The organism is Dongshaea marina, from assembly GCF_003072645.1.
GTDB lineage: Bacteria > Pseudomonadota > Gammaproteobacteria > Enterobacterales > Aeromonadaceae > Dongshaea > Dongshaea marina.
The window spans coordinates 170,254-196,324 of record NZ_CP028897.1 but is presented as its reverse complement, the minus strand read 5'-3'; the positions used below and the strand labels follow the sequence as shown (position 1 = coordinate 196,324).

Sequence of the window (26,071 nt, the reverse complement as noted above, 5' to 3'; positions counted from 1 at the left end):
TGCAGGGGAGTAGGCAAAAGAACAACAAAAGCAAAAGGGTCGCTGGCTGGTTAGTCAGCGCCCTTTTGTTGTTTGGCAGCCCCCTCACCATGGCAGCCTCTCCCGTTGCCAAAAATGAACTGAGTAATGTTCGCCAGCAGATCAAGCAGCAGCAACAGAGCATTCAGCAGCACAACCAATCCCTGAAGCAACTCAATAAAGAGATCCAACAAACGGATCAGCAGATCGATGCAACCGGCCGAAAGCTCCACCAGCTTGAGCAACAACAGACGGCTCAGGAGCAGCAGATCGATACTCTCAAGAAAAAGACTCTGGCCCTGGAAAAAGAGAGCCAGCACCAGAAACAGCAACTCGCCAAACAGCTCGATGGCATGTATCGACTAGGAAATGGTGAGTATCTCCAGTTGATGCTCAATCAGCAGCGCCCGGATAGTATTGAGAGGATGCTGGGCTATTACAGCTACTTCAATAAAGCCAGGGTCACCCAGTTGCAAAAGCTGGATAAAACCATGCAGGAGCTGGCAGACAGCCGTCAGCAGCTAGTCATAGCGAATCAGAATCTTGAGCAGCTTCAACAACAAACCCGCAGCGACCAACAGCAGCTGGAGCAACAAAAGGAAAACCGCGAGCGTGTTGCCAGCAGGCTACGCAAAGAGCTCAAAGGAGAAACATCTAGTCTGGGGCAACTCAGACAGGCCGCCGGTTACCTGGAAAAGCAGCTCAAACAGGAGCAACAACGTCAGCTCCAGCTCAAGAAGAAAGCCCCGATGGATGGCCTGCGTCGTTACAAAAAGAGGTTACAGTGGCCGATTCGTGGCAGGCTTCTTCACCTCTTCAATACCAGTAACTCCAACCAGGTTCCCTGGAAGGGGATCGTCATCGCCACCAAAGAGGGCGCACCGGTCAAAGCTATCTACTCCGGCGAAGTGCTGTTTGCCGGCTGGCTGCAGGGCTTTGGTATGGTGCTGGTGATCGATCACGGCAAAGACTATATGAGCCTCTATGGCTACAATCAGTCTCTGCTCAAAAAAACCGGAGATACGGTCAAAACCGGTGAGACCATTGCTTTAGCTGGTCGCAGCGGTGGCCAGAGCCGCAGCTCCCTCTATTTTGAGATCCGTTATAAGGGACGCGCCGTCAACCCCCTGAGCTGGTTGAAGTAGAGCCTACAGAGCCGTCAATTTCTCCCATAGACTTAAACGCTCCAACGCCTCCTCACGGCACACGCCACAATTTTCGGCTGAAGGGGTAAATTCTGAGCAAACCCTGGGACGTTCCGGCTGACCGAACAGGCGACATCCAAGCTTCTGATCCAGGTGCAGGCAGGGCTCTCCTGCAGGCTTACCATCAGGCAGTCCGGGCAGGGGACTGGATATGCTGGGTGCAATACAGCAGGCTGCACAACCGGGGCGACACTCCATAAATACTCTCTTAGAACAAAAAACAGGCGGATTATAACCAGATCCGCATCACAGTTCATGATAAAATCCCCAACAATTTTGTGTGAGGTAAAGAGTGCATCATGCGTCTGACAATTCATCACTTAAATGAGATCCCTACAGAGCAGCAAACATATGTAGAAAAGATGTTTGCCTCCCCGGAGCAGGCGAGCCACTGGCTGAGCCTGGGACTCACCATCCATTTAGCAATCTTCAATGAGAAGGGCGTCGCCATCGCCCTGAGCGATCGTGAGTCGATTCGCTTTCTCACGGTGCGCGATGTCACCCGTCGACGTGGTGTTGGTCGTTATCTGCTTGAGCAGCTCCAGGTTTGGATGCGCGATCAGGGTTACCCGAAGATAACCATGGATCTGGCCTCCCTTGAACCACAGCCAGCCAGTGAACTGAGAGCCCTGCTCGTCAATCAGCAGTTTGAAGCCGATGGCTCCTGCTATCAGCTCACCCTGTAACCTAAGTATTGCTCCATCAATAAGGTAGCTCACTCATGCCATCAAATAACATGCAGCTTAAAAACAAGAAAATTCTGCTTGGGATCAGCGGAGGAATCGCGGCTTACAAGGGGCCCGAACTGGTGCGCCGACTGCGTGAGCAGGGTGCCGATGTCCGGGTCGTCCTGACTCAGTCCGCGAAAGCGTTTGTCACCCCACTCTCTTTGCAAGCCGTCTCGGGACACATGGTCTCAGACAGCATGCTGGAGCCCGAAAGCGAAGCCGGCATCAACCATATCGAACTTGCCCGCTGGGCGGATCTGGTATTGATCGCACCGGCCAGTGCCAACCTGATGGCTCGCATGGCGATGGGGATGGCCGATGAGCTGCTACCTACCCTGTGCCTGGCAACTCCCTCCCCAGTTGCCGTCGCTCCTGCGATGAATCAGCAGATGTACAGCCATCCGGCAACCCAGCATAATATTGAAATTCTCCGCCAGCGTGGTGTCACCATCTGGGGACCAGCCAGTGGCGAGCAGGCCTGTGGTGACTATGGCCCGGGGCGAATGCTGGATGTTCCTGAGCTGGTCAGTGAGGTTTGCCAATACTTTTCATCCGGGGCACTCAACGGAGTCCGCCTGCTGCTGACCGCGGGACCGACCCGGGAAGGGATCGATCCAGTGCGTTTTCTCTCTAACCACAGCTCCGGGAAAATGGGCTTCGCCCTGGCTCAGGCCGCCATCGCTGCGGGTGCCGAGGTCGAGCTTATCGCAGGGCCTGTCAACCTGCCGACACCACCAGGCGTCACCCGAATCAATGTCGAAAGTGCCGAGCAGATGAAACAGGAGGTTCTATCCCGCTCAGCTCAGGCCGATATCTTCATCGGCTGCGCTGCGGTCGCCGACTACCGCCCGGAGCAGTGTGCTGAGCAGAAGATGAAAAAGGATGCCGAACAGATGGTGATCCGCCTGGTGCGTAACCCGGATATCATCTCTTTGGTTGCTGCCAGTGACAATCACCCCTTTACGGTAGGATTTGCGGCAGAGACCCAGGATGTGGAACAATACGCGGTCGACAAAATGCGACGCAAGAATTTAGACATGATCGCTGCAAACGATGTTGCAAACCCCGAACTTGGGTTTAACAGCGATCAAAATGCACTGGCCGTGTTCTGGGCCGATGGCAAGGCGGAGCTGCCTCAGGCAGGCAAACAGCAGCTCGCTTCTCAACTCATTGCACTCATAGCTAAAAGATACAAAGATGAAACAGATCGAACTTAAAATCCTAGACGACCGTATCGGAACCCAGTTCCCTCTTCCTCACTATGCCACTCCCGGCTCGGCAGGAATGGATCTGCGCGCATGTATTGATGAGTCTATCGAGCTCAATCCCGGAGAAACCCAGCTGCTGCCCACCGGAATTGCGATCCATATCAGTGATCCATCTTACTGTGCCACCATCCTGCCCCGCTCAGGCCTGGGTCATAAGCACGGCATCGTCCTGGGCAACCTGGTGGGCCTCATCGACTCCGACTACCAGGGGCAGCTGATGATATCGGTATGGAATCGGGGCAACACAAGTTTCAGCATTGAGCCAGGCGATCGCATCGCACAGCTGGTTTTCGTTCCGGTCGTTCAACCCGAGTTAACTATCGTCAGCGACTTTGATGATAGTGAGCGTGGTGAAGGTGGCTTTGGTTCATCCGGTCGAAACTGAGCATAGCGCAACGGAATTTCAGAAGATTAGGGATAATAAAAATGCCCAGTAGCAAGAAAAACAACCGAAGAGAGCAGATCCTGCAGACTCTGGCACATATGCTGGAAAACAGTCCGGGACAGAAGATAACCACGGCTAAGCTGGCCCGCGAAGTCGGGGTCTCTGAAGCGGCCCTATATCGCCACTTCCCCAGTAAGGCCCGGATGTTTGAGGGGTTGATCGAGTTTATCGAGGATTCACTACTGTCCAGGGTCAATCTCATCATGGATGAGGAGAAGGATACCCTGACCCGCTGTCAGCAGCTGTTGCGATTATTACTGACATTCGCAGAGCGAAATCCGGGAATTACCCGCCTTCTCACCGGAGATGCACTCCTGGGAGAGCATGAACGGCTACGGGAGAGGATCTCAGGCCTGTTTGCCAAGTTGGAGACTCAGCTCAAACAGATCCTGCGTGAAAAAAGGATCCGTGAGGGCTGTGGCTTTGCAGAAGATGAGGGTGTTCTTGCCAATCTGCTGCTCGCCTATGCCGAAGGCCGCATGGGACAGTATGTGCGCACCCACTTCAAGCTCAAGCCAACCGAGCACTTTGAGATCCAGTGGCCACTGCTCCAGAGCCAGCTCAGGGAAATAGAGACCGCAATCGCGGTGTAGCTAACAACGCCAGGAGCCTTTATTCAGCTCCTGGCGTCCTGGGTTTAATCCAACAGCCCTTTTCCCATTATCCTTGGCTCAGGGGCTATAGATTTGAACCTTGTCCGGGTCGATCTTGGAGGGGGTCATGTGGTACTTATTAAAGATCTTCTTAACATCCCCTCTTAGGTACAAGCGAAACAGGGTTCGGTTAAAAAGGTTCACCTCCGCGGCACGCGTGTGCTTTTTGGAAAATCCAATATAGTACTTTAACTTCTTGTGAGTACCTGCATAACGGATATTTTCCAGCTCCAGTTTATCAATCAGGAAAAATCCAACATTCATGTTGGAATAGATCGCATCAAACTCCCCTGCTGATAGCTTTTTAAACTGGCGCGCATCATCGTTATTCACATTGACCGTCATCTTCTTGATATTCTTTTTGATCTTAAGTAGTGATTTTTCTGTATTTGATGGGCCATACACTCCCACCCGATAATGCAAAACATCCGCCTCATCACGATAATCCAAAGAGTTGTCCTTGCGCACGAAAAAACCATACTCGGTGTCGATGATCGGGGGTGAAAAGTAGAGGGTTTTGGCACGTTCTTCATTCCAGCCGATGACAAATAGCCCATTCATATCTCCCTGCTTCACAAACCACTGCGCCCTTAGCCAGTTAGAGAGCTGAAATGAGCAACTAAGCTTCATCTCTTCACAGATCGCCCGTATCAGGTCGGCAACGGGGCCGGAAACTTTTCCCCTTTCCATATAGCTAAAGGGAGCAAACTCTTGTGTTGCAAACTTAAGCTCTGCCCGAGGCTGTGCAGAAACGAACAGCAGCAATGGAAGCAGAATCAGCAACAGGCAGCCCCATCTCCTCATATCGATTCCCCAATCCCTGTGGTTAGCAGGTAAAGCCCATACACCTACCCTAAAGATAGTGCATTTGATTTCAGAGGAAGCTAAGCCCATGGGGGAAGAAGTGTTCAGACAATGAAAGGAAGCAACTAAACTTAATAACAATCGAGACATGGGCGATAGCAGAGATGGCAAAAATTGTGTGGGATCACAACTCGATGGGCCTGGGAATAAAGCTTCTGGATGAACAGCACCAAAGGCTGGTAGGGATCATCAATCAGCTCTATGAGATAGTGGAGCAACCCGAACCAGCCACGGCTGAAGAGCCGCTGCATGATATCATCGATCAGCTGGTCGATTATGCCTACTACCACTTTCAGACCGAAGAGCTCCTGTTCGAGAAATACCAGTACCCACAAAGCTTTGCGCATATTTCAGAACATAAGTACTTCACATCCGAGCTAGGAAGGCTGGCAGCTCGTTTTGCCAATGAGCGTGGAGATACAGAGCGCCTGCGCCAGCCATTACAGCTGGATATTCTGGCCTTTCTAACCAACTGGTTAATCAACCACATCTGCTTCTGCGATCGGGGGTTTGCCAACTACCTCAAGCAGCAGGGACAACTGGGGGAGATCACCCTCTAAAGCGGCGCACGCTTTAAGGTTTTAATCAGAACCCATAAGTAGAAAACCCAACCGCTTAACTCTGCGGCGCTATTCCTATCATTCATCCAGTTATTCCTTCACCACTTATCCAATTTGAGTATGATTTATCCAATTCATCTCTAACACCCCGCCCCAAAGGGCAGTTTTCAGTAGTTATAGATTCGTTTGAGGTTGTAATGAATAAACGACAAACCAAGGTATTAGCCGCGTTACAAAGCCGTCCCGAGTGGATGTGTGCCAAAGAGATATCAGAGATGACAGGGATCTCAGAAAATGGAGTGCGTTGCCTGCTTTCAAGCATCCAGAGTGAAAATATTAGCTCCCGGGTGATTCAGCACGGTAAAAAGCTCTACCGCTACCGTAATCATCAGAAGCTCTGGAGCATGGCTCTAAGCAGCAGTATGAAGGCATGTGCCTCCCAATAAGGGCAAACTCTGGATAAGTGGTAGCTAGAATTTTCATCCCCAGCGCAAGGAGATCCAGAGCTCGCCCATACAACCTTATAAGCGAATAAAGAACTTAGGCTCTGTTGACGTTTCAGATTTGGTTCTGCAGTTGGCAATTTTTTCATCCAGCAAGGCAGAAGATGTGTGGTGTAGTTACCCTACATGAATATCTGATAACGCCGCTGGGAGGAAAAATAGCCACTGCCCTTCGGGTTGTGCCAGAAAAAGCCCTGTTCATTGTTGCGCATCACTTATTTAGAGTCACTAAACCACGTAATTCGCATCGCGAACAGAACATTTTCAGGGGCAACAGGTTCAAAATTGGAAACGCCAACAGAGCCTAGATACCATACTGCTCACGGTAGCTACGCATCTGCTCCAGGGTTTGCGCCATCTCTGGCTGCTCTTCAAGATAAGCAATCAAATCACCAAGCTTGATGATGGTATAGACAGAGGTCTGATAATCACGTTCGATCTCCTGAATCGCTGATAGCTCACCCTGACCACGCTCCTGGCGATCCAGAGCCACTAACACGCCACCCAGCTGAGCTCCGTGAGCCTCAATGAGCTGCATAGACTCACGGATCGCGGTTCCGGCGGTAATCACATCATCAACCAGCATCACACTCCCGGCGAGAGGACTCCCCACCAGGTTGCCCCCCTCTCCATGATCCTTTTTCTCTTTACGATTAAAGCAGTAAGGTACATCTTGCTGATGTTTTTCATAGAGTGCCACCGCAGCCGCCGTGGCAATCGGGATCCCCTTATATGCCGGACCAAACAGGAGATCATACTCTGCATTAGCATCGATCAGTGCCTGGGCATAAAATTGCCCGAGACGAGCCAGATCGCCACCGCGATTAAACAAGCCAGCATTAAAAAAATAGGGGCTGATACGACCCGACTTCAGAGTAAACTCACCAAAACACAACACCCCGCGCTCCAGGGCAAATTCAATGAACTGACGCTGATAGGCTTTCATTTTTTCTCCTGTAATCTATCTAAATCGCCTTCAAGAGATCTCTTCGCAGAACGAAAAGAGAACTTCTATACCGGGTCCGTTATCTGGACGAACACTCCTGGATAAACTGCACAACATTACGCAGTGCCAGCTCACCCTTGGTCTTTAAAGCCTCCGCTGTATTAAAGCCGATGTGCGGTGTTGCCAGCACATTGGCCTCCTGGAGCAGAGGGTAATCCGCAGGCAGAGGTGGCTCCATATCAAACACATCAATGGCCGCTGCACTGAGCTGCTTATTACGCAGGGCATGGATCAGATCGGCCTCTTTGATGATAGGGCCGCGTGCCGCATTGATGAGGCAGGCGCTAGGCTTCATCACAGAGAAGAGTTCTGCTCCGATAAGATGACGGGTGCTCTCGTTAAGAGGCAGGTGCAGACTGATAAAATCACTGCTGCGAAACAGGGTTTCAAGAGAAGCACTTCCTGAACGGGAGTAGATGAGAGGCTCCATACCAAAGGCCTCGGCCAGGCGAGCGACCTCCTGGCCGATCGCCCCATATCCAACAATTCCCAGGGTTTTCCCCTTAAGCTCATGGCCGGTATTGGTGCCCACCCCCTGATGGATCTGCTGAGCATTTTCAAGTAAGCGCCGGGACAGGGCTAACATATAGCCAAACACCAGCTCAGCAACCGCCGTATTGGCGTAACCAGCGGCATTGTTCACCTTGATCTCCCGCTGCACGATCGCTTTAGCATCCAGGTGGTCAATTCCTGCGAATGCCACAGAGATCATCTTAAGCCCGGGGAGCGCCTCAATCACCCCAGCTGAGACCGGACGATTGGTCAGTACCAGGATCTCGGCATCTCCAATCGCTGTTATCAGCTCTGCATCACTCATCCCCCGGGTATCCAGCTCATGAATCTCGTGGTCCCCAAGAGCCTCCCTATATGTTTCCACAGAGATACCGGTAGGCTCGGCAATAAAGATCTTCATCATCACCTCGTTCAGACAAAAAAAATGCGGCCAATTGGCCGCATCCTCAATTAATTCAATGATTGTTTCTGTATTTCGACAATATCGGCAATCCCCTGCTTGGCCAGCTCCAGCATGGTCAGCAGCTCCTCATGGGAGAAAGGCTCCGCCTCCGCCGTTCCCTGGATCTCGATCATCTGGAAAGAGTCGGTCATCACCACATTCATGTCGGTATCTGCTGCAGAATCTTCAACATACTCAAGATCGCAAACCGGCTCACCATTGACCACACCCACTGAAACAGCGGCGATCATATGCTTAAGTGGGCTGACTTTGAGTTTACCCTCTTTCATCATCCATTCCAGAGCATCCACCAGGGCAACACAGGCACCACTAATCGCTGCGGTGCGGGTGCCGCCATCGGCCTGGATCACATCACAATCAACCGTGATTGTGTATTCACCCAAAGCCTTAAGATCAACGGCGGCACGCAATGAGCGGGCGATCAGGCGCTGGATCTCAAGAGTTCTCCCTCCCTGCTTGCCACTGGCAGCTTCGCGTCGCATCCTGGAATGTGTCGAGCGCGGGAGCATGCCATACTCGGCGGTGATCCAGCCTTGTCCCTGGCCTCTTAGAAAACGAGGAACCCCATCTTCAACGCTTGCGGTACAAAGTACTTTGGTCTCACCAAACTCGATCAATACCGAGCCTTCGGCATGAGCGGTATATTGGCGAGTAATTTTAACAGGGCGCACCTGTCCTGGAGTTCGGCCATTGGGACGCATCACAAATTCCTATAGTTCATAGCTAGCTCGCCATTATAGGAAAAACAGCTGGCAATTGCAGCAGACGAAACAAACAGCACACAGTATAATCGGCTCTCAAAGTGCAACAGAGTGACAGACAATGATCCACAGCATGACCGCCTACGCCAGGCAGCAAACCAAAGATGAGCAAGGGACCTGCACCTGGGAGCTCCGCTCCGTCAATCAGCGTTATCTCGAAACCTATGTGCGTCTCCCCGAACAGCTTCGAGGCCTGGAGCCGGTACTCAGAGAGCGTCTGCGCAAGCGTCTGCAACGTGGAAAACTTGAGTGTAATTTGCGTTTTGAGGCTGGTAGCAGTGCCAACATGCAATTACAGATCAACAAGCCACTGACTAAACAGCTCATTGCAGCAGCCAAGTGGGTCAGTGCCGAAGCGGGTCAGGGAACGATCGACCCGGTCGAACTGATGCGCTGGCCGGGTGTGATGGAGGCCGAGGAGCAGGACATGGACGCCGTTGCCACCGCTCTGCTTGGATATTTCGACACCGTCCTCGATCAGTTTGTGGAGGCCCGGGCCAGTGAAGGGGCTAAGCTACGCGAGCTCATTGAACAACGCCTGGAGCAGATCGCCGTCGAGGTCAGCAAGGTTCGTGAGCAGATGCCAGCCGTCATGCAGTGGCAGCGCCAGCGCCTGACCGAGCGCTTGGAGGAGGCGAAAGCTGAACTGGATCCGGCTCGCATTGAGCAGGAGATGATCATCCTGGCGCAAAAACTGGATGTCGCCGAGGAGCTGGACCGGTTAGATACTCATATCAGTGAAACCCGTAAGGTCCTGAAAAAAGGTGGGCCCTGTGGACGCCGTCTGGACTTCATGATGCAGGAGTTCAACCGTGAGTCCAACACCCTGGCTTCCAAGTCAATTAATGCCGAGATCACCGCCAGCGCCGTTGAGCTCAAGGTCCTGATCGAGCAGATGCGCGAGCAGATCCAGAATATCGAATAACTCAGCGATCTCTCTATAGTTGCTGAGCGGCCCCCGCTCAGCAACTGCGCTTTACCCTGTTTATCTACCCCTATTTTCGCTGACAGGCTTAGCATGATTGACCACATCTCGATTACCGTAACAGATCTCTTAGCGACCAAAGCCTTCTATATGGAGCATCTGGGGTTTATCCAAAGGCAATACTATCAGGATGAACTGTGCCAGATCCTGATCCTGGAAAATGGCTGCAAGCTGGAGATCTTTGAGTTTAACTCGAGTGTTGCACAAAGGGATCAACAAACTTTTGCTGACACCCTCAAGGGAGGTGGTATCACTCACTTTGCATTGAACACGGATAATTTGCAGCAAAGCTACCAATATTTCCTGAGGCATGGGCTGACCGAGACTCAGATACAGGAAGGCCGCCTCGGACGACGCTATTTTTTCATCAAAGATCCAAACGGTATCTTCATCGAGCTCATCGAAAAGACCACCCTGCTGTAACAAGACTCATGATCTCGCAGGCTGAAGGCTGTCGATATCGATAAAGACCATATTAGACTCTGGCAAATCTACCGATTCCCTGAATAGTATATAGATTCACTTCAAAATGCTTTGAATAAATATCATTTGACGATTCGCTGAACAGACTTGGTGCAGTGAGCTGGATCATATTATTAAAAATCTTATTGATAAATAATTAGATGCAGGTTGATATCTAAAGGTAATCTCTGCAGTATCACCAAACATAACAAATATAAAGAGCTCTATTAATGAAGGTCATTGGAATTGATATTCGGATTTTCTTCTGTATTACCGCCGTAGTCATCATCGCCAGCTATTTGCATGTCTTGCCGTTTGGAATGGTTGGTAGCTTTGCATTTATGATGGTGTTAGGCGCAATTTTAAATTTAATTGGTGACAAGCTCCCCATAATAAAAGATTACTTTGGTGGTGGGCCAATCATTATTATCTTTGGTTCGGCTGCACTCATTTCATATAACGTACTACCTGCAGACACAGGTGAGATGGTCATCGGCTTTATGAAGGGCGAGGGGTTTCTCTCCTTCTATATTGCATCACTGATCACCGGCAGTATCTTGGGAATGAACCGGAGAATTCTGCTGAATGCGGTTGCCCGCTATCTCCCAGTCATCCTGATTGGAGTCATCGCCTCAATAGCTCTGTGTGGTCTTGGTGGAGCCCTGCTTGGCTATGGTGCCAAGCGGGCAATATTTTATATCTGCATCCCGATTATGGGTGGTGGTATGGGCGCAGGAGCCGTCCCCCTGGCTGAAATCTTCGGCGCCCACTTCAATACATCCACCAAAGAGATGATGTCGGTGATGGTGCCAGCAGTTGCTATTGGCAATGCCATGGCAATTATTGTCGGTGGTTTGATGTCAAAGTTCGGAAAGATGTTCCCGAAACTAAATGGTAACGGTCAATTAATTCGAACAAAAGATAATAATCATGCTAAGGATGATGAGTCCTCCAAAGAGGAGAAAGCGCTTAACATTAATGAGCTCGGGATAGGGCTATTAATTGCCTGTACCTTTTTCATCTTAGGGAATACGTTGGCTGAGTTTATTCCTTTACACCCTTATGCACTAATGATCCTTTCTGTTGCAGCATTTAAAATATTTAATATCATCCCTCAGGAATATGAAAAGGCAACCGCCGAGTGGTTTCAGTTTGTCATGGTCAACCTGACCCCTGCACTCCTGGTGGGAATCGGTGTTGCCTATACGGATCTCAATGCGGTCTTTTCATCAATTAGCTTTATCTATGTCGCTCTGATCACTCTGACCATATTGGGAGCCGTCATTGGCACCGGACTCGGTGGCTATCTCGTCGGGTTTTACCCGCTGGAAGCATCTGTCACCGCAGGTCTGTGCATGGCAAATATGGGCGGCACAGGTGATGTTGCCGTGCTATCGGCATGCAAGCGGATGGAGTTGATCCCATTTTCGCAGATATCCTCAAGGCTGGGTGGCGCATTCATGCTGATCTTAGCCACCATGCTGATCAATTTTGTTTGAACCAAGCAGCTATCTGCTGAAGTAGAATGACAAACAGGAGGGCCTCCCCTCCTGTTTGTTGCTGGATTAAGCACAAAAATAAATATGAGCCAGGTGTCCTAAGAGCACACCACACAACCACTACCCATAGCTGTCCCTAAAATTCGATTGAAATCCCCCCACCATCTCCTCCGCGAGAAATGGCCTCTTCTACCCCTTCATCCTCGGGCTGACACACAACAAGCTTCGCCTCGTGGATCCCATGTTTCGTCAAAAATGTTTCGGCCTGCTCCTGAGAATCAAATTGATAAGGATTGCCTTTTTTATCCAGAACAGCCTCAACTTTATGGTGAACTTCAACTTCCAGCAGATAACCAGAGCCATCTACACAGCGGATCAGAAAACAGGGTGGATGTCCTCCGTGGTCAGCCCAGTTGATAAACTGCTTCAAACGCATAGTTAAACCCTCCGATACGGCATCACCTTTACCTTAGTCAGCACATGTATTCGTCGCCACTATATAAGCGCAAAAACAACTCTTAGATACAACAAAAGGACTCAGACGAGACAAGCCCATCAGTAGGTTGAAAGCAGGGCTTCTTTTGAGAACCAAATAGACGTATCATTCGGGTACCCACGGCGATCATTTTTCGCTCGTGACTTTATTACTATAATTCAAGTCAGAAAAAATGATTCTAATTTGAACCAATACTGATAAATGCTCGATATTTATACCGCTGCATATTTAGCCTGTATTGCTCAACAGAAACCCTATTTATGATTGATAATTAAACACCAAAAAAATTAATCCTAAAAAGATGAGCATTTACAATAGAAAGGAGTTTGCAAATGCCACATGATGACATTATTCACCCTGGTGATGTTCTATTTACAACCACTGAAGGCACATTTACACAAGCACTTCGCAGATTATCTAGTGATATTGGATTCAACTATATAGAGGTTTCTAAGCTTCCAATATGGCTACGCGATTACTATCTATCATCTGACTCTGAGACAATAGCAACATCCATTGAGACTCCAAGAGGTTTTTATGCTTCAAGCCTTAACCAAAATGCGAAATCGGCTTATGATAAAGTGCTTACAAAAACAAAAGATAGTGGACATACATACTTCCAGTTCGAAGGACTAGCAAGAGGCTTTCACAATGAAAACGATCACCGAGCTACTTACAGGCTCATAGAGCAAACCAGAAGAAAAGAAAGTCCACACCGAATTCAGGGTGGTAACATTATTCAGGCATTAAACCGAGATGGTATAAAGTACTATCTTGTTGGCCTAACACTAGTGTTCGACGCTATATCTCAGAGTGTCCGAGATCTCCAAAACATACCACAAGTTACAGTTAACAGATTGGTCGGAGAAGCAAAATTAAAAACAATACTTGAGCTAACTCAAACATTTAATTGTGAACCAGAAAAAATACTGTTTATACCACAGTGGGCTTATCATATTGACCTTCAAATGGCCTACCTTAAACCTGGCGTCATCCTATTACACTCATTTGAAGAAGAGCTAAGAAATCCAGGAACTCTCAACACTAACACCAGAAACAAAAATATTGGATACTTTAACAAGCGCATTGTTTCGAACATTAGAAATCTACTATCCAAACATGGCTTTAATGTAATCCCAATGAAAGTATTTGCGATGGCGGAAGATAACATAGAGAGATTCCAAGGATTTAATACTGCATATCTTGGTAAAAATGATGGCCTTGATTACTCCCAGTATTTTCATGAAGCGGAGCAAGCTATTGACCATGAAAAATATTATATGAATCTTGCAACATTTGAGTTTTCAGAATTACCAGGTGAAGGCTTTGAACCTTTAGATATTGAAAAATACTGTCATGCAAGAACACTAATTAACGTTCAGTATGCCTTTGCCAATGGCGTTACCATCAGAGATCGAGCAGGCCGTTACCACTTTATCTGCCCAGACGCTCCTCAACATACGGCGAAACAAAATTTAGCCACAGCCCTTAGAAGATACGGAGTCGATCGGGTCCATTTCATAAATACAAACCCTGAGCTATCCAATGCCGCAGATGCTATTGCCCTATACGGGGATCACTACGCTGCCAAACTAATAAGAATATCTATTTCTCATCGCAAGTAGCAATTGCTCATAGGTTTACACCACATCAAAGCCAGTTCACTCAAGAGCTTGATAGAATTCACCAGGGACAAATAAATTGTCAGAGCCCAGAGCCATTATTACAACCGACTCAAAGATATCAAAGTATCCCTCAGCTTAGAAGAGATGAAGACATTGAATCCAGAAGCCATAGACGAAAAAATAGTGAGCCACTATCACTGGATCCCTTGCAGAGAGAGAAAAGAAAAAAATATAAAGAGATTTTTAAAGCTCTGATGACTCATGAGGTATAGCTGGATCATCGATATTAATGGAATAATGATATAAATAAAGGAATCACATGAACTTAACTGAAATAAAAGAAAATCTTATTCAAAGACTGACGAACTATCGGAAACATAGATATGGCATTGGAATAAACCATGGAAAAAGAGCGAGTGATTTAGTTGGTTTCATTCAACAAGCAAAATGCGGTTATGAGATGTTGTTAATGTTTGGCTATCAAGTAAAGCTTTATGGTTTTACAGAAGAGGAACTAAATAAAAGGCTAGAGATTGCAAGAAGATTAAATTTTGATAACCGCGATGACATAACGAATCGACTAAAGAGACCATTTAATAAAACAGGTAATACAATGGGGCATTTTTACCAGTGCCTGGTTGACTGCATAAAAATACTGAAGACAGAAGGGTATTATGCAAACGTGATGGATAGAACCATCTATGTACATACTATCTATGTTGGTGACAGGATGGATAAAGAAAAATACCTTGATGCACCTCCAGAAAATCAGCAACAGCTAAGGCCTGAGTTAAGGAAAGGTGCGGGGTTTAATTCAGGTCATGTAGCAAGTGCCAAAACTCTCTGCACCTATCTTTACCAGACAACAGTTAATTGCAAAATACGTGGAGTCATCTGGTATGACAAAACTCCTCCGATGACCAATCTTCATGCTCCGATGCGTGATGGCATCACCTTGGAGTATAAGCCAATATCCGAGCTTTTCGAAAAAGCAATCGAGATCGACACAAGTATAGCTGGCATCTCCCCCCCCCAGAAGCAACTAAAGCCTCTATAAGGAAATTCTATACCAGTCTACACAACCTCATTCAGGCAAAAATATCCTTCAGAGAGGAGGCCATCGCAGCAGATATATTAAGGTGTCTTGCCGTTTATGCCTATGGTGGATTTCATTTCGATAGTGGATATATACCAAACTTAACACAGCAAATGCAAATTCAAAATAAAAATAGTTTCGATCCTTTCCTAATAGAAAACTCTCTAAAATTTGCAAGAAATCAACCAATAACAACCATAGTACCACAATCAAGTAATATATTAGAGTATCTTATTGTGAACAGCCAAGGATTTAAAACAGATATCAGGACTAAAGCATACAGATATCGAAGTGAGATGTTTGATTTAATCAATATAAACCCAGATACTCATCAAATTCTTTCCCCTTATGAAGGGAATCCTGTATTGAAATTTATCATAAAAAATATACATAGTGCTTTTTATGTATATTTTAAAATGGATAGGGAAGATAGAAGCTTTAGAAGTGAAGGAATCCAAATTCGCCATAAGTACGAACGCCAGTTGCATAATTGGAACTTCAGAAGTGACACTGGTGACGATGGATATGATAATTATAAATCATATATTAGACAAAAGTTGCCGCAGGTTTCTTTGAGTATGCAGAAAGCAATCAACTTCAGAATATACCTGAAGCTCAACTTAACAAATATATAAGAATGGTTAATGCAAATTTAGATCAAGAGCAAGATGTTCCAAAATTCTATGGAACCTATCCAGGAACCATGAGTAATGTAAGCATTATTGTCTATAGTCTATGTAAATATGGTATCTTTAGCAATTTCAACCGAGAAAATTCTGAGCTTGTACCTGCAAACCAAGATCGATTTCTATTTACACAATCTCCTATGGGGCTACTGAAAGCATCCACCGGAAGCTGGAAGCAATCGATTACCCATCATCCGAGAAGGACTTATGATGGCTATCAATATGTTAATTCCGGTGGGCATAGAGAAAATAAGTTCCCCTGGTAGTGAAGGCAGTCTCTAATAAATAATCCCCGGGGCAAGCCCTCTCGCCTAGGCTCACCTTCGCTTCGCGAAGCGGGGTATTTGATTAGTTAAAACACCTAATTACTACGCCGCAATCGGCGGGGAATTAGACCCATAGAGATTAAATTGATGGGCAGGTTCACCTCTGCCCGTTCAAATAACAGCCAAGTATAACTCTCTCATTTAAGGATTTCGAGCTATGTACAATGTGCATATGACTCCATAGAATTCGCTTATAGAACTATTATTATCATTTAAGGAAGTTTATTTATATGAATGACACTTTTATTATATGTGATTACTCCTATGATTACCGTACTGGAGAAGTTGTAATCTATGAATATCAATCTTTAGGTGAATCTAATTTAGTCCATAACCATCATATATTTCAGCGACTATTTAGATATGAAAACATTGCTATACACACTGCTTATGGACCATATGTATATATGAATGATAAAACTCCCAACTCAAGTTTACATGAGCCATATAGGATGCACCTGAATGATGAGCCGAACTCTAAATTAAAATTTGTTTTTAGAAATAAAGATATCCAGAGGTTGATTGCAAGAGAGGAAACAAATCCTGAACAGACTTTTATTTTTTACTGGGGAGCAGATGATGGAGCCAACAGAAATACAAGACAAATTTTAATCAACAAATTATTCCCTTTGATTAAGGCTGGAAGAATATTTATATTGAAAGAGTGCTCAGAAGTTTCTAACGGTGCTGGAAATACAGTAATAACCAGTATGAGTGCCTTATTATCCGCACCGAAAGGAGGATTCTATTCACTAGAGAGTGCAGATACATATTTATCTGAACATCGTCAAAAAATAGTTTGCCGAGCACTTATTCGTTTAGATTCGAACATGCAAGTAAAAGATGGATTTAACATAAATGCTGCTTTACTAGAAAGTGATGCTGTCATGTCACATGGAAATGATAGATTAACCTATTTCTTCCCAGGGAGCTGTACATTTAGAAAAGGAAGCTATAATTTTCTCGATAATGCCCAAAGAGCCTCTACTGATCCTCTATTATCAACAGATATTAACATCCTAGCTAATCTCCATATGAACCAACCCTTATCACCTCTATACCCTATTTTTGAGAAATTGTCTCAGTCCTGTGAAACAATAGCACAAAACTCAGAGAATATAGAACTGCTTGTTGAGCAATCGCATGTTATTACCATGAGAAATCTAAACAGTAGTGCAAGGCTATCTTTTATTGGTGAACTTAGTAAAGATATGGTAAGAAAAAAGATTAGGGATGAATTTAACTATTCCCATTCTTGCTGCTCTAGCTGCAATATTGATATGCATATCACTGGCTTAAGAAATAATTACTGCTTTAGTTGTGACAATGTATATTGTTACAAATGCGCCCCTGTTCAATTAAGAAATCTGTCACATCAGCTTGCCGAAAGGCTCCCATTATCTAGTCGCCATGACAAAGTTCTGGCAATACCTGGTGAACGGGTGATAAATATATGCATGAGCTGTCTGATGCCCGCAGGTGCGGTATCTAAAGCGACTCAAGAGAAATATTACTTCTCTCATAAAAACCTAGCTTTGGAGTATAGGCCATTTGAATTAAGTGACGGCATAATTAATTTCACATATAGTAATCAAAGAGATCACTACGCAAGTCAACAAATGCGTCATCTAAATAGCAATTGCAGAGATAGCTATCTCAGGAGAATAGGGGTCAATAAATGACAATAGTCTGATAAAATGACCAATATCCTGTAAAGTAAAGCAGTGATACTTTATTAAATAAGTCACTGCTTTATTGATATAATCACCGCCGATTCTTGCGCGCCCTTGCACGGCGATCCAGCTTCTCCTGTTTCTTAGCCTCTTTTTTGGCCTCGGCTGCCGCTCTTACTTCAGCGACCACCAGCTCCTCTTGCTCGCGCATCTCGGGTGTCTCTAGAGTGATCGCCCCAAGGCTACCATCGCGTAGCTCATTAATCAGAAGCTCAGACATCTTATGAGTGTCGGGTTGGTTGCCGGAGCGTATACAGCCACGTTTCTTAGCCGCCATCTGCACAAACTCCCAGTCACACTCGGGCAACTCATCAAGCTTGTAGCGAGCCTTTAGCAGCTCAGGGTAGGCCTGAAGCAGGTATTCAGCAGTATGGCTGGCCACTTCCTCATAATCGAGCGCCGCCCGGCCAATAGCTCCGGTTGCCGCCAGTCGATATCCGGCATGCTCATTGTCAAATTTGGGCCACAGCATCCCAGGGGTGTCATAGAGCATGATCCCATCCTCGAGGCGAATTTTTTGTTGTGCCTTGGTCACCGCCGGCTCATTTCCGGTCTTAGCAACAATTCGGCCCGCTAGTGTGTTGATCAGAGTCGATTTTCCAACATTGGGGATCCCCATGATCATCGCCTTGATCTGTTTGCCTGGCCCGACCCGGTTTGGAACAAGCTTTTTACACAGCTCATTGATCCTGTGTACCTCACCCGCCTTATCAGAGCCAAAGGCGATCGCCCGCACTCCACGGGTTTGCTCCAGATACTCTATCCAGCTCTGGGTGAGCGCAGGATCAGCGAGATCGGCCTTATTCAGAATTTTGATCACCGGCTTTTCACCACGCAGCTCCGCGACCATGGGGTTATCACTGCTGTAGGGAATACGGGCATCCAGCACTTCGATAATCACGTCCATCTGCGGCATGATCTCTTTGATCTCATTGCGCGCCTTGTTCATATGGCCCGGGAACCAGTGGATAGCCATCATCTATTCCTCATATTGATAATCGCGGCTATTTTAACTGGCAACCCCAACCGCCGTCACCCCGATTAAGGTATACTTGCCCGAAATTCTGTCCCTATTTTCAACAAAGGCTGTATCCGTGGCGCTTAAAGCAACCATTATCAAGGTTCAACTCTCGGTGAGTGATCTAGACCGACACCTCTACCAAAACTTCAGCCTGACCCTGGCCCAGCATCCTTCCGAAACCGAGCAACGGCTGATGATCCGTCTGCTGGCGTTCGCCCTGAATGCCGATGAAAATCTGGAATTCACCCGGGGATTGTGCGTCGATGATGAACCTGAGCTATGGAGTAAAAGCCCGGGCGGCGAAATAGAAAAGTGGATAGAACTTGGCCTACCCGACGAGAAGCGCCTTAAAAAAGCCTGTGGCCGTGCCAGGAAGGTGCGCCTGTATACCTATGGGCGGGGAGCCCAGGATATCTGGTGGGAGAAAAATTCAGCCAAACTTGCCCGTCTTAATAACCTTGAGGTGTTCTCTCTCCCCTCTGAGTCAACCGAAACCATGGCAACCCTGGCCCAGCGCAACATGGACCTGCAGGCAACCATCCAGGATGGACAGATCTGGCTCTCTGATGCGGATCACAACCTCTGTATTGAACCCACCGGGCTCAGCCATTAAGCCCCCGCTATTTGTGAGAAGTAGATGCCAACACTTACCGAACACCCAACTCTCAGTGAGCTACAGCGCTATGTCTGCAAGATGGAGCAGGAGCGAGATTTTGCCAAACAAACGCTTCAGGATAAATGTCTGCTGCTGGGCGAAGAGGTCGGAGAGCTGTTTAAGGCGGTTCGCAAGACCAATGGGCTGGCGATGGATCCCAACTCCCAGGTCGGTAGCATCAGTGATGAGCTGGCCGATATCCTGATCTACCTGTGCGCTATCGCCAACCGTAGCAATATCGACCTGGAGCAGGCGTTTCGCGACAAGGAGCAGAAAAATCAGCTCCGCCGGTGGATTAAGCCCTGTGACTCTCACGCTGATGAAGAGTTTGTCGGCAGCCAGCAGGTTCATCAGTGGCTGGCCGAGCTGTAGTACTGCATCGCCTCAGGAAGAAGCGTGCGAATATTTTGGATCCGCGCACGGTCCGAGGGGTGGGTACTTAAAAACTCGGGGGTTGTGTGCCCTTTTTCTGAGCCGCCATCCGCTCCCAGAAAGCCGGTGCCTGTCGAGGATCGTATCCAGCCATCGCCATAAAGATCAGCCCCAGCCTGTCCGCCTCATGTTCCTGTAACCTGCTGTAGGGTAACAGCAAACCAAACTGGGCCCCCATCCCATACACAGACATCCAAAGCTGCTGAGTATCCTGAGGGTAGTTCTGCATGGCGCTTGCCAGGGCTATACTCCCCTGCTGAGCCAGCAGAGCCTGACTCATACGCTCATTACCATGGCGAGCTATCGCGTGGGCTACCTCATGACCCATCACCACAGCCAGCCCGGTCTCATCTTTGGTCACAGGCAAAATACCACTGTAGACCACAACCTTACCCCCAGGCATACACCAGGCATTGATCTCTTTACTCTGAACCAGGTTAAACTCCCAGGCATAATTTGCCAGGCGCTGACTCATCCCCCGCTGGGCGAAGTAACGTTCAACCGCATGCTGGATCCGGGTACCGACCCGCTTTACTCGCTGAGCCTGCGATCGATTGTGACTCACAGGGTTCTCCTGCAGAAACTGATCATACTGCTGAAAACTGGTCGCCAGCATGGTCGACTCAGGAAGCAGGGTCATCTGCTGACGACCCGTGATTGGGACTGTGCTACATCCCAGTAGCAGCCACGCTCCCAGCAGATAGTAGATCCAGAGTCTGTTCATCACTCCCCCTTGCAGGGTATAAATATGATACGAAAAGAGCTCACACCCTGAACATATTCCTACATTTATTTATAGCAGTCAGCCCCCTGTTTCATGAATTCGCCATGACGTTCCCCTTACTCTACAGAGCTAGGCGACATCTTTTTTTCGAAGTAGTATTAGCCAAGGCGTCTTCACCACACGCCATGACACGAGATGGAATAATCGATTGCAAAGAGGCATAACTGTGATGAACCTGCTGGCACACTATAACCCCTCCCCAGAGCTATTTATTCTGATATCGGCACTATGTTTGATTCTGCTGATACTGCTTTGGGCAGGCACACGGCGCCACGCCAGAAAGCTAAGAGACAATAACCAGCAGCTCAGCCTGCTGCAAAGCGAGTTGGAACACCAGGCCACCAGGCAGCAAGAGCAAAGCAGTGAGCTGGCAAAACAGATCAAGGCTCGTGAAGAGCTCACAAAAGAGTATCAAAACCGCGAACTGGAGCTTGCAGAGGCCCGTGCTAAAGAGCGCGCGCTGGAGCAGCGACTGGGAGAGCATAAGGAGTGGATGGGCAAAGAGGCTCGCCTGCAACAGGATGTGCTCGCCAAGAAAGAGCGCGAATACAGCGAACTTAACCAGCAATATCTGGAGCTCAGTAAAAAACTCTCTTCACTCACCAGTGAGCTTGATGCGAAGCAGCAAAGCCTGGAGGAGCAAAAAAGTAGTTTTGCGAATGCTCAGCAACAGCTCAAGGTCGAGTTTCAGGCCCTGGCCAACCAGATCCTCGAAGAAAAAGGCAAGAGCTTTGCCCAGACCAATCAAACCTCCATCGAAGCCCTGCTCAAGCCCCTCAAGCAACAGATCGAAGGCTTCCAGAGCCGGGTCAATGAGGTTCACTCTGAGTCGCTCAAGGGGCACGCCAACCTGGAATCAGAGCTCAAGCGGGTGCTGGATATCGGCAACCAGATGAGCAGTGAGGCAAACAATCTAACCCGGGCTCTAAAGGGCGAGAAGAAAACCGCGGGCAACTGGGGAGAGGTCCAGCTTGAGCGGACCCTGCAGCTGGCAGGGCTTGAGCGCGGCGTTCATTATGAGGCACAGGAGCTGTTTAACGATAGTAAGGGCAAGAAAAACTACCCGGACTTTGTGGTAAAACTTCCCGATGACAAACAGATTATCCTGGATAGCAAGGTCTCCCTCATCGATTATGACAAGGCGATCGCCGCAGCCAATGAAGCGGAGCAACACCAGGCACTGGAGGCTCATGTCAAGGCGGTGCGTAACCACATCGACTCATTGTCGGCCAAAGACTACAGCAATCTCATCGGCATTCGCAGCCCCAGCTTCGTACTGATGTTTATGCCGATCGAGCCTGCCTATATCGAGGCGATGAAGCACAATAAGGAGCTGTTTAACTACGGCTATCAAAAGAATGTGATTCTGGTCTCCCATACCACCCTGATGCCTATTTTGCGGACCATAGCTAACCTGTGGATGTTGGAGCAGAGTAATACCGAAGCTCGCGAGATCAGCGATAAGGCCGGTGATATCTACAACCAGGTTTGTACCCTGGCCGAGCACCTACAGAAACTGGGTAACACCCTGGGGAGTGCCAGCAACCACTACAATAAAGCGGTTGTAGCCCTGGTTGGTCGTCAGGGGCTGCACGGAAAAGTTGAGCGCTTTAGTAAGATCTCGGCCAAAGTGACTAAGTCCCTGCCTGAGCTGGAGCCTCGTCACACCGACTTCGAACACCAACGCCTGGAGATGGTGCTTCCCGAAACCAAGTCCCCGGCCGCCGAGCCCGAAACCTTAGCTGCCACTGCGAGCAAATAACCATTTAATCAAACCGGCTCGCCATCCAATCGAGCCGGTACCCTATCCCTGGCGCTTCATTATCTATACTCTAAGTCACAAGCCGGAGTAGAGATAAACTTATGCGCCCCCTGCTATCTGTGCTGATTCTTTTTAGCCTAACCCTGAGCACTTGCCTTCACGCAAAGGCGCAGCAACCAGTACGGATCATTCTCAATGACTGGGCCAGTCAGCTGGTGATGAGCTATATCACAGCCGAGCTCCTGGAAAAGCAGGGACAGCAGGTTCTGTTTATCCACTCCTCGACCAACCACCAATGGGGACAGATCAAGTTCGATCGGGCAGATGTTCAGATGGAGGTCTGGGAAGGCACCATGGCCGCTAAATTCCAGGTCCTAAAGGATGCCGGACTGGCTGTCGATCTCGGAGATCATCCGGCAAAAACCCGTGAAGATTGGTGGTACCCCCTCTATCTTGAGGAGCAATGCCCGGGGCTTCCCGACTGGCAAGCCCTCGCCCGCTGCTGGAAGCTGTTTATTCACCCGGATACCTCGCCCTTTGGCCGCTATCTGGGTGGCCCATGGGAAAAACCAGATGCTGCCCGGATCCGAGCCCTGCAGATGAACTTCAGAGTTGAGCGGGTCACCGAAGATGTGTTGTGGAGTGAGCTGGAAACTGCCATTTCTCAAAAAAAACCGATCGTTCTGTTTAACTGGACCCCGAACTGGGTTGAAAACAAATACGAGGGAAAATTTGTCGAATTTCCCGAGTGGAATAGTGAATGCGAAGTAAATCCCAAGTGGGGAGTCAACCAACTGGTGCGCTTCGATTGCGGTAACCCCAAGGATGCCTGGCTCAAAAAAGTTGCTAATCAAAAACTCATTGAACGCTCCCCCTGCGCGGTTGAACTCATCAAACAAATTACCTTTAACAACAGCCAGATCTCACAGCTCAGTCATTGGGTGGTTCGCGAAGGGCTCAGTGAACAAAAAGCGGCACAACGCTGGCTCGAGCAAAATCAAAGCACTTGGCAGGACTGGTTGGATACAAGCTGTAAGCCAACTCAAACAGATTAGCCATCAATACAGAGACTCTCAGTTCTCAAGCAGATGAAGTACAAGGTTAGCGGGATGAAGACTCACTCTCTTATTCTCTTTGTAATCCTCTTCAGCACAACCAGCTTCTCCTGTGAGATGGTGGTATTCGGGAACAACAGTAAACCACCCAAAAACTACAATGATCACTCAGGACATCCAAAAGGGATCCTGGTGGAGATGATGTACCAGCTGGAAAAGCCCCTCAGATGCACCTTCCATATTGTGCTCTACCCATGGAAGCGCGCTTACCATCAAGCAGCCAATGGTGAGGGCGCTATCATCGGCCTGTCCAAAACCACTGAACGACTGGAGGTCTTTGATTACTCGGATGTGATGTATTACGAGACCCTGGTGCTGGTGACCCGCTCCGATCGCACCTTCTCATTTGGCAACGTAAACGACCTGAAGGGAAAAACCCTGGGCATTGTTCGTGGAGCATCCTATGGAGATGAATTCGAGGAGGCAACTCACTCCGGACTTTTCAAGATCATCGAGCTCTCCAGCCCCTCCCAGCGACTGAAGATGCTGATTCGGGGACGTATTGATGCGGTACTGATGGGAGGTCCGGGACGAGAGGCTCTGGACCGGGTCCTGCAAAGAGACTCTTACCTGGAACAGTATCAGGATAAATTTACCGTCCTCCCTCAGCCCTTCAAAGAGGATCCAAACTATCTGGGGCTCGCTAAGAAGCCTGGGAATAAAGCTTTTCTTAAGAGGTTCAACCAGGCGCTGCAGCAAGCCAGAAGCAATGATACTTTTAACAAAATCATCCGGAAATACCAAAATAGCTCCCACTGATTCATGAACGCCTATAATCATTAGCAATTCTAATCTATAGATACAACGCATAAACCTCTGATGAGCACTTCAAAATTAATTTGCTAGCAAACCACGATATCTCCTATGGATACGGGTATAAGCCACCAATTATTCGGCTCAACTCGCTCTGTGATAGATATATTTTTGATTAGTTAAGCTTATGGCTAAATGTAAAGAATTCTCATTCGTCTGCTTCACTCAAAACTATTAATATGAGCAGCCCTGATTTCACTACTGCCCCGAGAGTATCTGATTATGCTGTTACATATACTTTTTCTGGTTGGATTAGTCGCCGAAGGCATGACAGGAGCCCTGGCCGCCGGAAGACAGCGCATGGATCTGTTTGGTGTCGCCATCATCGCCTGTGCTACCGCTCTGGGCGGCGGGACCATCCGCGATCTCATGCTGGGACACTACCCACTGTTATGGATTGAGCATCTGAGCTACCCACTGATCGTGGTTGCTGCGGCCATGGGCGCGGTATTGTTTGCTCCCTTGATGCGCTACCTGTCCCGATTGTTCCTGCTGCTGGATGCGATCGGCCTGGTGGTATTCAGCATTTTTGGGGCGGAAAGAGCTCTGGCGATGGGCCATGGCTGGATGATCGCAGCCATCATGGCGGTCGTCACCGGAGCCTTTGGTGGTGTGTTACGGGATATGCTGTGCCAGCAGGTGCCACTTATCTTTCGTAAAGAGCTTTACGCCAGTGTCTCCTTTGTCGTCGCCCTTATCTTCATCGGTCTCCTGCACCTTGGGGTTGCAGAGTCACTGGCGGCAATCGTGACCCTGGTGGTCGGCATCACGATGCGCCTGATGGCGATCTACTTTAAGTGGTCGATGCCCACCTTCCACTACCAGCATCCGGGCCACTGAACACCGCAAATAATGCTGGTTTTTTTATCAGTCAAGTTCTGGTAAGCTTTAGCCCCTTCCGCCTATGGAAGGGGTTTTTGTTGAATTAACTCTATTTGGATCATGATGCAAACGGGTACACTTTATATCATCTCTTCACCTAGCGGTGCCGGGAAGTCCAGCTTATTGTCTAAACTGCTGGACCACTACTCATCTCCAAAATCGGTTCAGATGTCAGTTTCCCATACCACCCGCACCATTCGTCCGGGTGAACAGCATGGTGTGCATTACCACTTTGTTGAATCTGATGCCTTCAAAGAGTTAATTGAACGCAATGCCTTTCTGGAGTGGGCCGAGGTGTTCGGTAACTATTACGGAACCTCACGCGCACTCATTGAGGAAGCCTTAGCCAACGGCATCGATGTTTTTCTTGATATCGATTGGCAGGGTGCCCGCCAGATCCGCGAAGCTTTTCCTGAGTGTCGAAGCATCTTCCTGCTGCCCCCGGGTAAACAGGAGCTCGAAAAGCGCCTCAAGCAACGAGGTCAGGATAGTGATGAAGTGATTGCCGGGCGCATGGCACAAGCTGTCTCAGAGATGAGTCACCATGATGAATATGACTATCTCATCATCAATGATGACTTTGAGACAGCCTTTAAACAGCTTTGTAGCATAGTTGAGGCCGAGCGTCTTCGTTCGAAGCCACAACAAATCAAGCATCAGCCTCTGATCCAACAGCTACTAGAGAAATAAGCTATTATTCAGTATAATTTTT

The 26,071-nt window shown here is 48.2% G+C and carries 29 protein-coding genes; 21 read left to right on the top strand and 8 right to left on the bottom strand.

The window, feature by feature from the left end; genetic code table 11:
- Positions 1-89 precede the first annotated feature (89 nt).
- Positions 90-1,163 (top strand): murein hydrolase activator EnvC family protein, encoded by a 1,074-nt coding sequence (locus DB847_RS00990; protein WP_159084314.1) that lies wholly within the window; start codon positions 90-92, stop codon positions 1,161-1,163.
- A gap of 3 nt (positions 1,164-1,166) precedes the next feature.
- Here DB847_RS00990 and DB847_RS24135 read toward each other — a convergent pair whose 3' ends face one another.
- A complete protein-coding gene (locus DB847_RS24135) occupies positions 1,167-1,421 on the bottom strand; it encodes a YkgJ family cysteine cluster protein (protein WP_159084313.1) in 255 nt (84 codons plus the stop codon).
- Between the two features lie 101 nt (positions 1,422-1,522).
- Here DB847_RS24135 and DB847_RS00985 point away from each other — a divergent pair, with 101 nt between their 5' ends.
- The 4 genes from DB847_RS00985 to slmA are packed head-to-tail and all read left to right on the top strand — an operon-like array spanning position 1,523 to position 4,257.
- Positions 1,523-1,909: an acetyl-CoA sensor PanZ family protein gene (locus DB847_RS00985; RefSeq protein WP_108649037.1), complete on the top strand. Its 387-nt coding sequence runs from the start codon at positions 1,523-1,525 to the stop codon at positions 1,907-1,909.
- 50 nt (positions 1,910-1,959) lie between these two features.
- The gene (gene coaBC / locus DB847_RS00980; RefSeq protein WP_108652877.1) at positions 1,960-3,168 is read left to right on the top strand and encodes a bifunctional phosphopantothenoylcysteine decarboxylase/phosphopantothenate--cysteine ligase CoaBC; all 1,209 of its coding nucleotides are present in this window, start codon (positions 1,960-1,962) and stop codon (positions 3,166-3,168) included.
- The gene (gene dut / locus DB847_RS00975) at positions 3,149-3,604 is read left to right on the top strand and encodes a dUTP diphosphatase (RefSeq protein ID WP_108649036.1); all 456 of its coding nucleotides are present in this window, start codon (positions 3,149-3,151) and stop codon (positions 3,602-3,604) included. Before coaBC ends, dut begins: the two co-directional genes overlap by 20 nt.
- 41 nt (positions 3,605-3,645) lie before the next feature.
- Positions 3,646-4,257 (top strand): nucleoid occlusion factor SlmA, encoded by a 612-nt coding sequence (gene slmA, locus DB847_RS00970; RefSeq protein WP_108649035.1) that lies wholly within the window; start codon positions 3,646-3,648, stop codon positions 4,255-4,257.
- 78 nt (positions 4,258-4,335) lie between these two features.
- Here the strand turns inward: slmA and DB847_RS00965 are convergent, their stop codons facing one another.
- Entirely contained in the window at positions 4,336-5,121 is a 786-nt protein-coding gene (locus DB847_RS00965) for a substrate-binding periplasmic protein (RefSeq protein ID WP_159084312.1), read from the bottom strand.
- A gap of 164 nt (positions 5,122-5,285) precedes the next feature.
- On the opposite strand from DB847_RS00965, the gene DB847_RS00960 reads away from it, so the two are divergent.
- On the top strand, positions 5,286-5,741 hold the full coding sequence (locus tag DB847_RS00960) for a bacteriohemerythrin (protein WP_108649033.1): 456 nt from the start codon (positions 5,286-5,288) through the stop codon (positions 5,739-5,741).
- A gap of 197 nt (positions 5,742-5,938) precedes the next feature.
- On the top strand, positions 5,939-6,187 hold the full coding sequence (locus tag DB847_RS00955) for a hypothetical protein (protein ID WP_108649032.1): 249 nt from the start codon (positions 5,939-5,941) through the stop codon (positions 6,185-6,187).
- Positions 6,188-6,548: 361 nt separating this feature from the next.
- Here DB847_RS00955 and pyrE read toward each other — a convergent pair whose 3' ends face one another.
- From pyrE to rph, 3 genes are all read right to left on the bottom strand, one after another.
- Positions 6,549-7,190 carry an orotate phosphoribosyltransferase gene (gene pyrE, locus DB847_RS00950; RefSeq protein ID WP_108649031.1) on the bottom strand — a complete coding sequence of 214 codons (642 nt, stop codon included), beginning with the start codon at positions 7,188-7,190 and terminating at the stop codon, positions 6,549-6,551.
- Between the two features lie 79 nt (positions 7,191-7,269).
- Entirely contained in the window at positions 7,270-8,163 is an 894-nt protein-coding gene (locus tag DB847_RS00945; protein WP_108649030.1) for an NAD(P)-dependent oxidoreductase, read from the bottom strand.
- Positions 8,164-8,213: 50 nt separating this feature from the next.
- Complete coding sequence (gene rph, locus DB847_RS00940; protein WP_108649029.1) at positions 8,214-8,927, bottom strand: ribonuclease PH; 714 nt, start codon at positions 8,925-8,927, stop codon at positions 8,214-8,216.
- A 121-nt stretch (positions 8,928-9,048) separates the two neighbouring features.
- Here rph and DB847_RS00935 point away from each other — a divergent pair, with 121 nt between their 5' ends.
- The 3 genes from DB847_RS00935 to DB847_RS00925 all read left to right on the top strand — a co-directional run bounded on the left by DB847_RS00935 (position 9,049) and on the right by DB847_RS00925 (position 11,933).
- Positions 9,049-9,912 (top strand): YicC/YloC family endoribonuclease, encoded by an 864-nt coding sequence (locus tag DB847_RS00935; protein ID WP_108649028.1) that lies wholly within the window; start codon positions 9,049-9,051, stop codon positions 9,910-9,912.
- A 93-nt stretch (positions 9,913-10,005) separates the two neighbouring features.
- Complete coding sequence (locus DB847_RS00930) at positions 10,006-10,395, top strand: VOC family protein (RefSeq protein ID WP_108649027.1); 390 nt, start codon at positions 10,006-10,008, stop codon at positions 10,393-10,395.
- 269 nt (positions 10,396-10,664) lie between these two features.
- Entirely contained in the window at positions 10,665-11,933 is a 1,269-nt protein-coding gene (locus DB847_RS00925) for a 2-hydroxycarboxylate transporter family protein (protein WP_108649026.1), read from the top strand.
- A gap of 136 nt (positions 11,934-12,069) precedes the next feature.
- Here the strand turns inward: DB847_RS00925 and DB847_RS00920 are convergent, their stop codons facing one another.
- Complete coding sequence (locus DB847_RS00920; RefSeq protein WP_108649025.1) at positions 12,070-12,369, bottom strand: DUF6482 family protein; 300 nt, start codon at positions 12,367-12,369, stop codon at positions 12,070-12,072.
- A gap of 392 nt (positions 12,370-12,761) precedes the next feature.
- Here DB847_RS00920 and DB847_RS00915 point away from each other — a divergent pair, with 392 nt between their 5' ends.
- From DB847_RS00915 to DB847_RS00900, 4 genes are all read left to right on the top strand, one after another.
- Positions 12,762-14,054, top strand: a complete 1,293-nt coding sequence (locus tag DB847_RS00915) for a hypothetical protein (RefSeq protein WP_108649024.1) — start codon at positions 12,762-12,764, stop codon at positions 14,052-14,054.
- A gap of 319 nt (positions 14,055-14,373) precedes the next feature.
- A complete protein-coding gene (locus tag DB847_RS00910) occupies positions 14,374-15,111 on the top strand; it encodes a hypothetical protein (protein ID WP_108649023.1) in 738 nt (245 codons plus the stop codon).
- A gap of 152 nt (positions 15,112-15,263) precedes the next feature.
- On the top strand, positions 15,264-15,785 hold the full coding sequence (locus tag DB847_RS00905; protein WP_108649022.1) for a hypothetical protein: 522 nt from the start codon (positions 15,264-15,266) through the stop codon (positions 15,783-15,785).
- Between the two features lie 607 nt (positions 15,786-16,392).
- On the top strand, positions 16,393-17,844 hold the full coding sequence (locus DB847_RS00900) for a hypothetical protein (RefSeq protein WP_159084311.1): 1,452 nt from the start codon (positions 16,393-16,395) through the stop codon (positions 17,842-17,844).
- 82 nt (positions 17,845-17,926) lie between these two features.
- Here DB847_RS00900 and ylqF read toward each other — a convergent pair whose 3' ends face one another.
- A complete protein-coding gene (gene ylqF / locus DB847_RS00895; protein WP_108652876.1) occupies positions 17,927-18,871 on the bottom strand; it encodes a ribosome biogenesis GTPase YlqF in 945 nt (314 codons plus the stop codon).
- A gap of 118 nt (positions 18,872-18,989) precedes the next feature.
- On the opposite strand from ylqF, the gene DB847_RS00890 reads away from it, so the two are divergent.
- Positions 18,990-19,529, top strand: a complete 540-nt coding sequence (locus tag DB847_RS00890) for a YaeQ family protein (protein ID WP_108649020.1) — start codon at positions 18,990-18,992, stop codon at positions 19,527-19,529.
- A 24-nt stretch (positions 19,530-19,553) separates the two neighbouring features.
- Positions 19,554-19,943: a MazG nucleotide pyrophosphohydrolase domain-containing protein gene (locus tag DB847_RS00885; protein ID WP_108649019.1), complete on the top strand. Its 390-nt coding sequence runs from the start codon at positions 19,554-19,556 to the stop codon at positions 19,941-19,943.
- Positions 19,944-20,010: 67 nt separating this feature from the next.
- Here the strand turns inward: DB847_RS00885 and DB847_RS00880 are convergent, their stop codons facing one another.
- The gene (locus DB847_RS00880) at positions 20,011-20,727 is read right to left on the bottom strand and encodes a M48 family metallopeptidase (protein ID WP_199911679.1); all 717 of its coding nucleotides are present in this window, start codon (positions 20,725-20,727) and stop codon (positions 20,011-20,013) included.
- Between the two features lie 208 nt (positions 20,728-20,935).
- Between DB847_RS00880 and rmuC the strand changes: the two genes are divergently transcribed.
- The 5 genes from rmuC (at position 20,936) to gmk (ending at position 26,049) form a co-directional block, all read left to right on the top strand.
- Positions 20,936-22,549 (top strand): DNA recombination protein RmuC, encoded by a 1,614-nt coding sequence (gene rmuC, locus DB847_RS00875; RefSeq protein ID WP_199911678.1) that lies wholly within the window; start codon positions 20,936-20,938, stop codon positions 22,547-22,549.
- 101 nt (positions 22,550-22,650) lie between these two features.
- Positions 22,651-23,604 (top strand): ABC transporter substrate-binding protein, encoded by a 954-nt coding sequence (locus tag DB847_RS00870; protein ID WP_108649017.1) that lies wholly within the window; start codon positions 22,651-22,653, stop codon positions 23,602-23,604.
- Positions 23,605-23,658: 54 nt separating this feature from the next.
- Positions 23,659-24,423, top strand: a complete 765-nt coding sequence (locus DB847_RS00865; protein WP_159084310.1) for a substrate-binding periplasmic protein — start codon at positions 23,659-23,661, stop codon at positions 24,421-24,423.
- Positions 24,424-24,699: 276 nt separating this feature from the next.
- Positions 24,700-25,317 (top strand): trimeric intracellular cation channel family protein, encoded by a 618-nt coding sequence (locus DB847_RS00860; RefSeq protein WP_108649015.1) that lies wholly within the window; start codon positions 24,700-24,702, stop codon positions 25,315-25,317.
- 102 nt (positions 25,318-25,419) lie between these two features.
- Positions 25,420-26,049, top strand: a complete 630-nt coding sequence (gene gmk / locus DB847_RS00855) for a guanylate kinase (RefSeq protein ID WP_108649014.1) — start codon at positions 25,420-25,422, stop codon at positions 26,047-26,049.
- Positions 26,050-26,071: the final 22 nt, after the last annotated feature.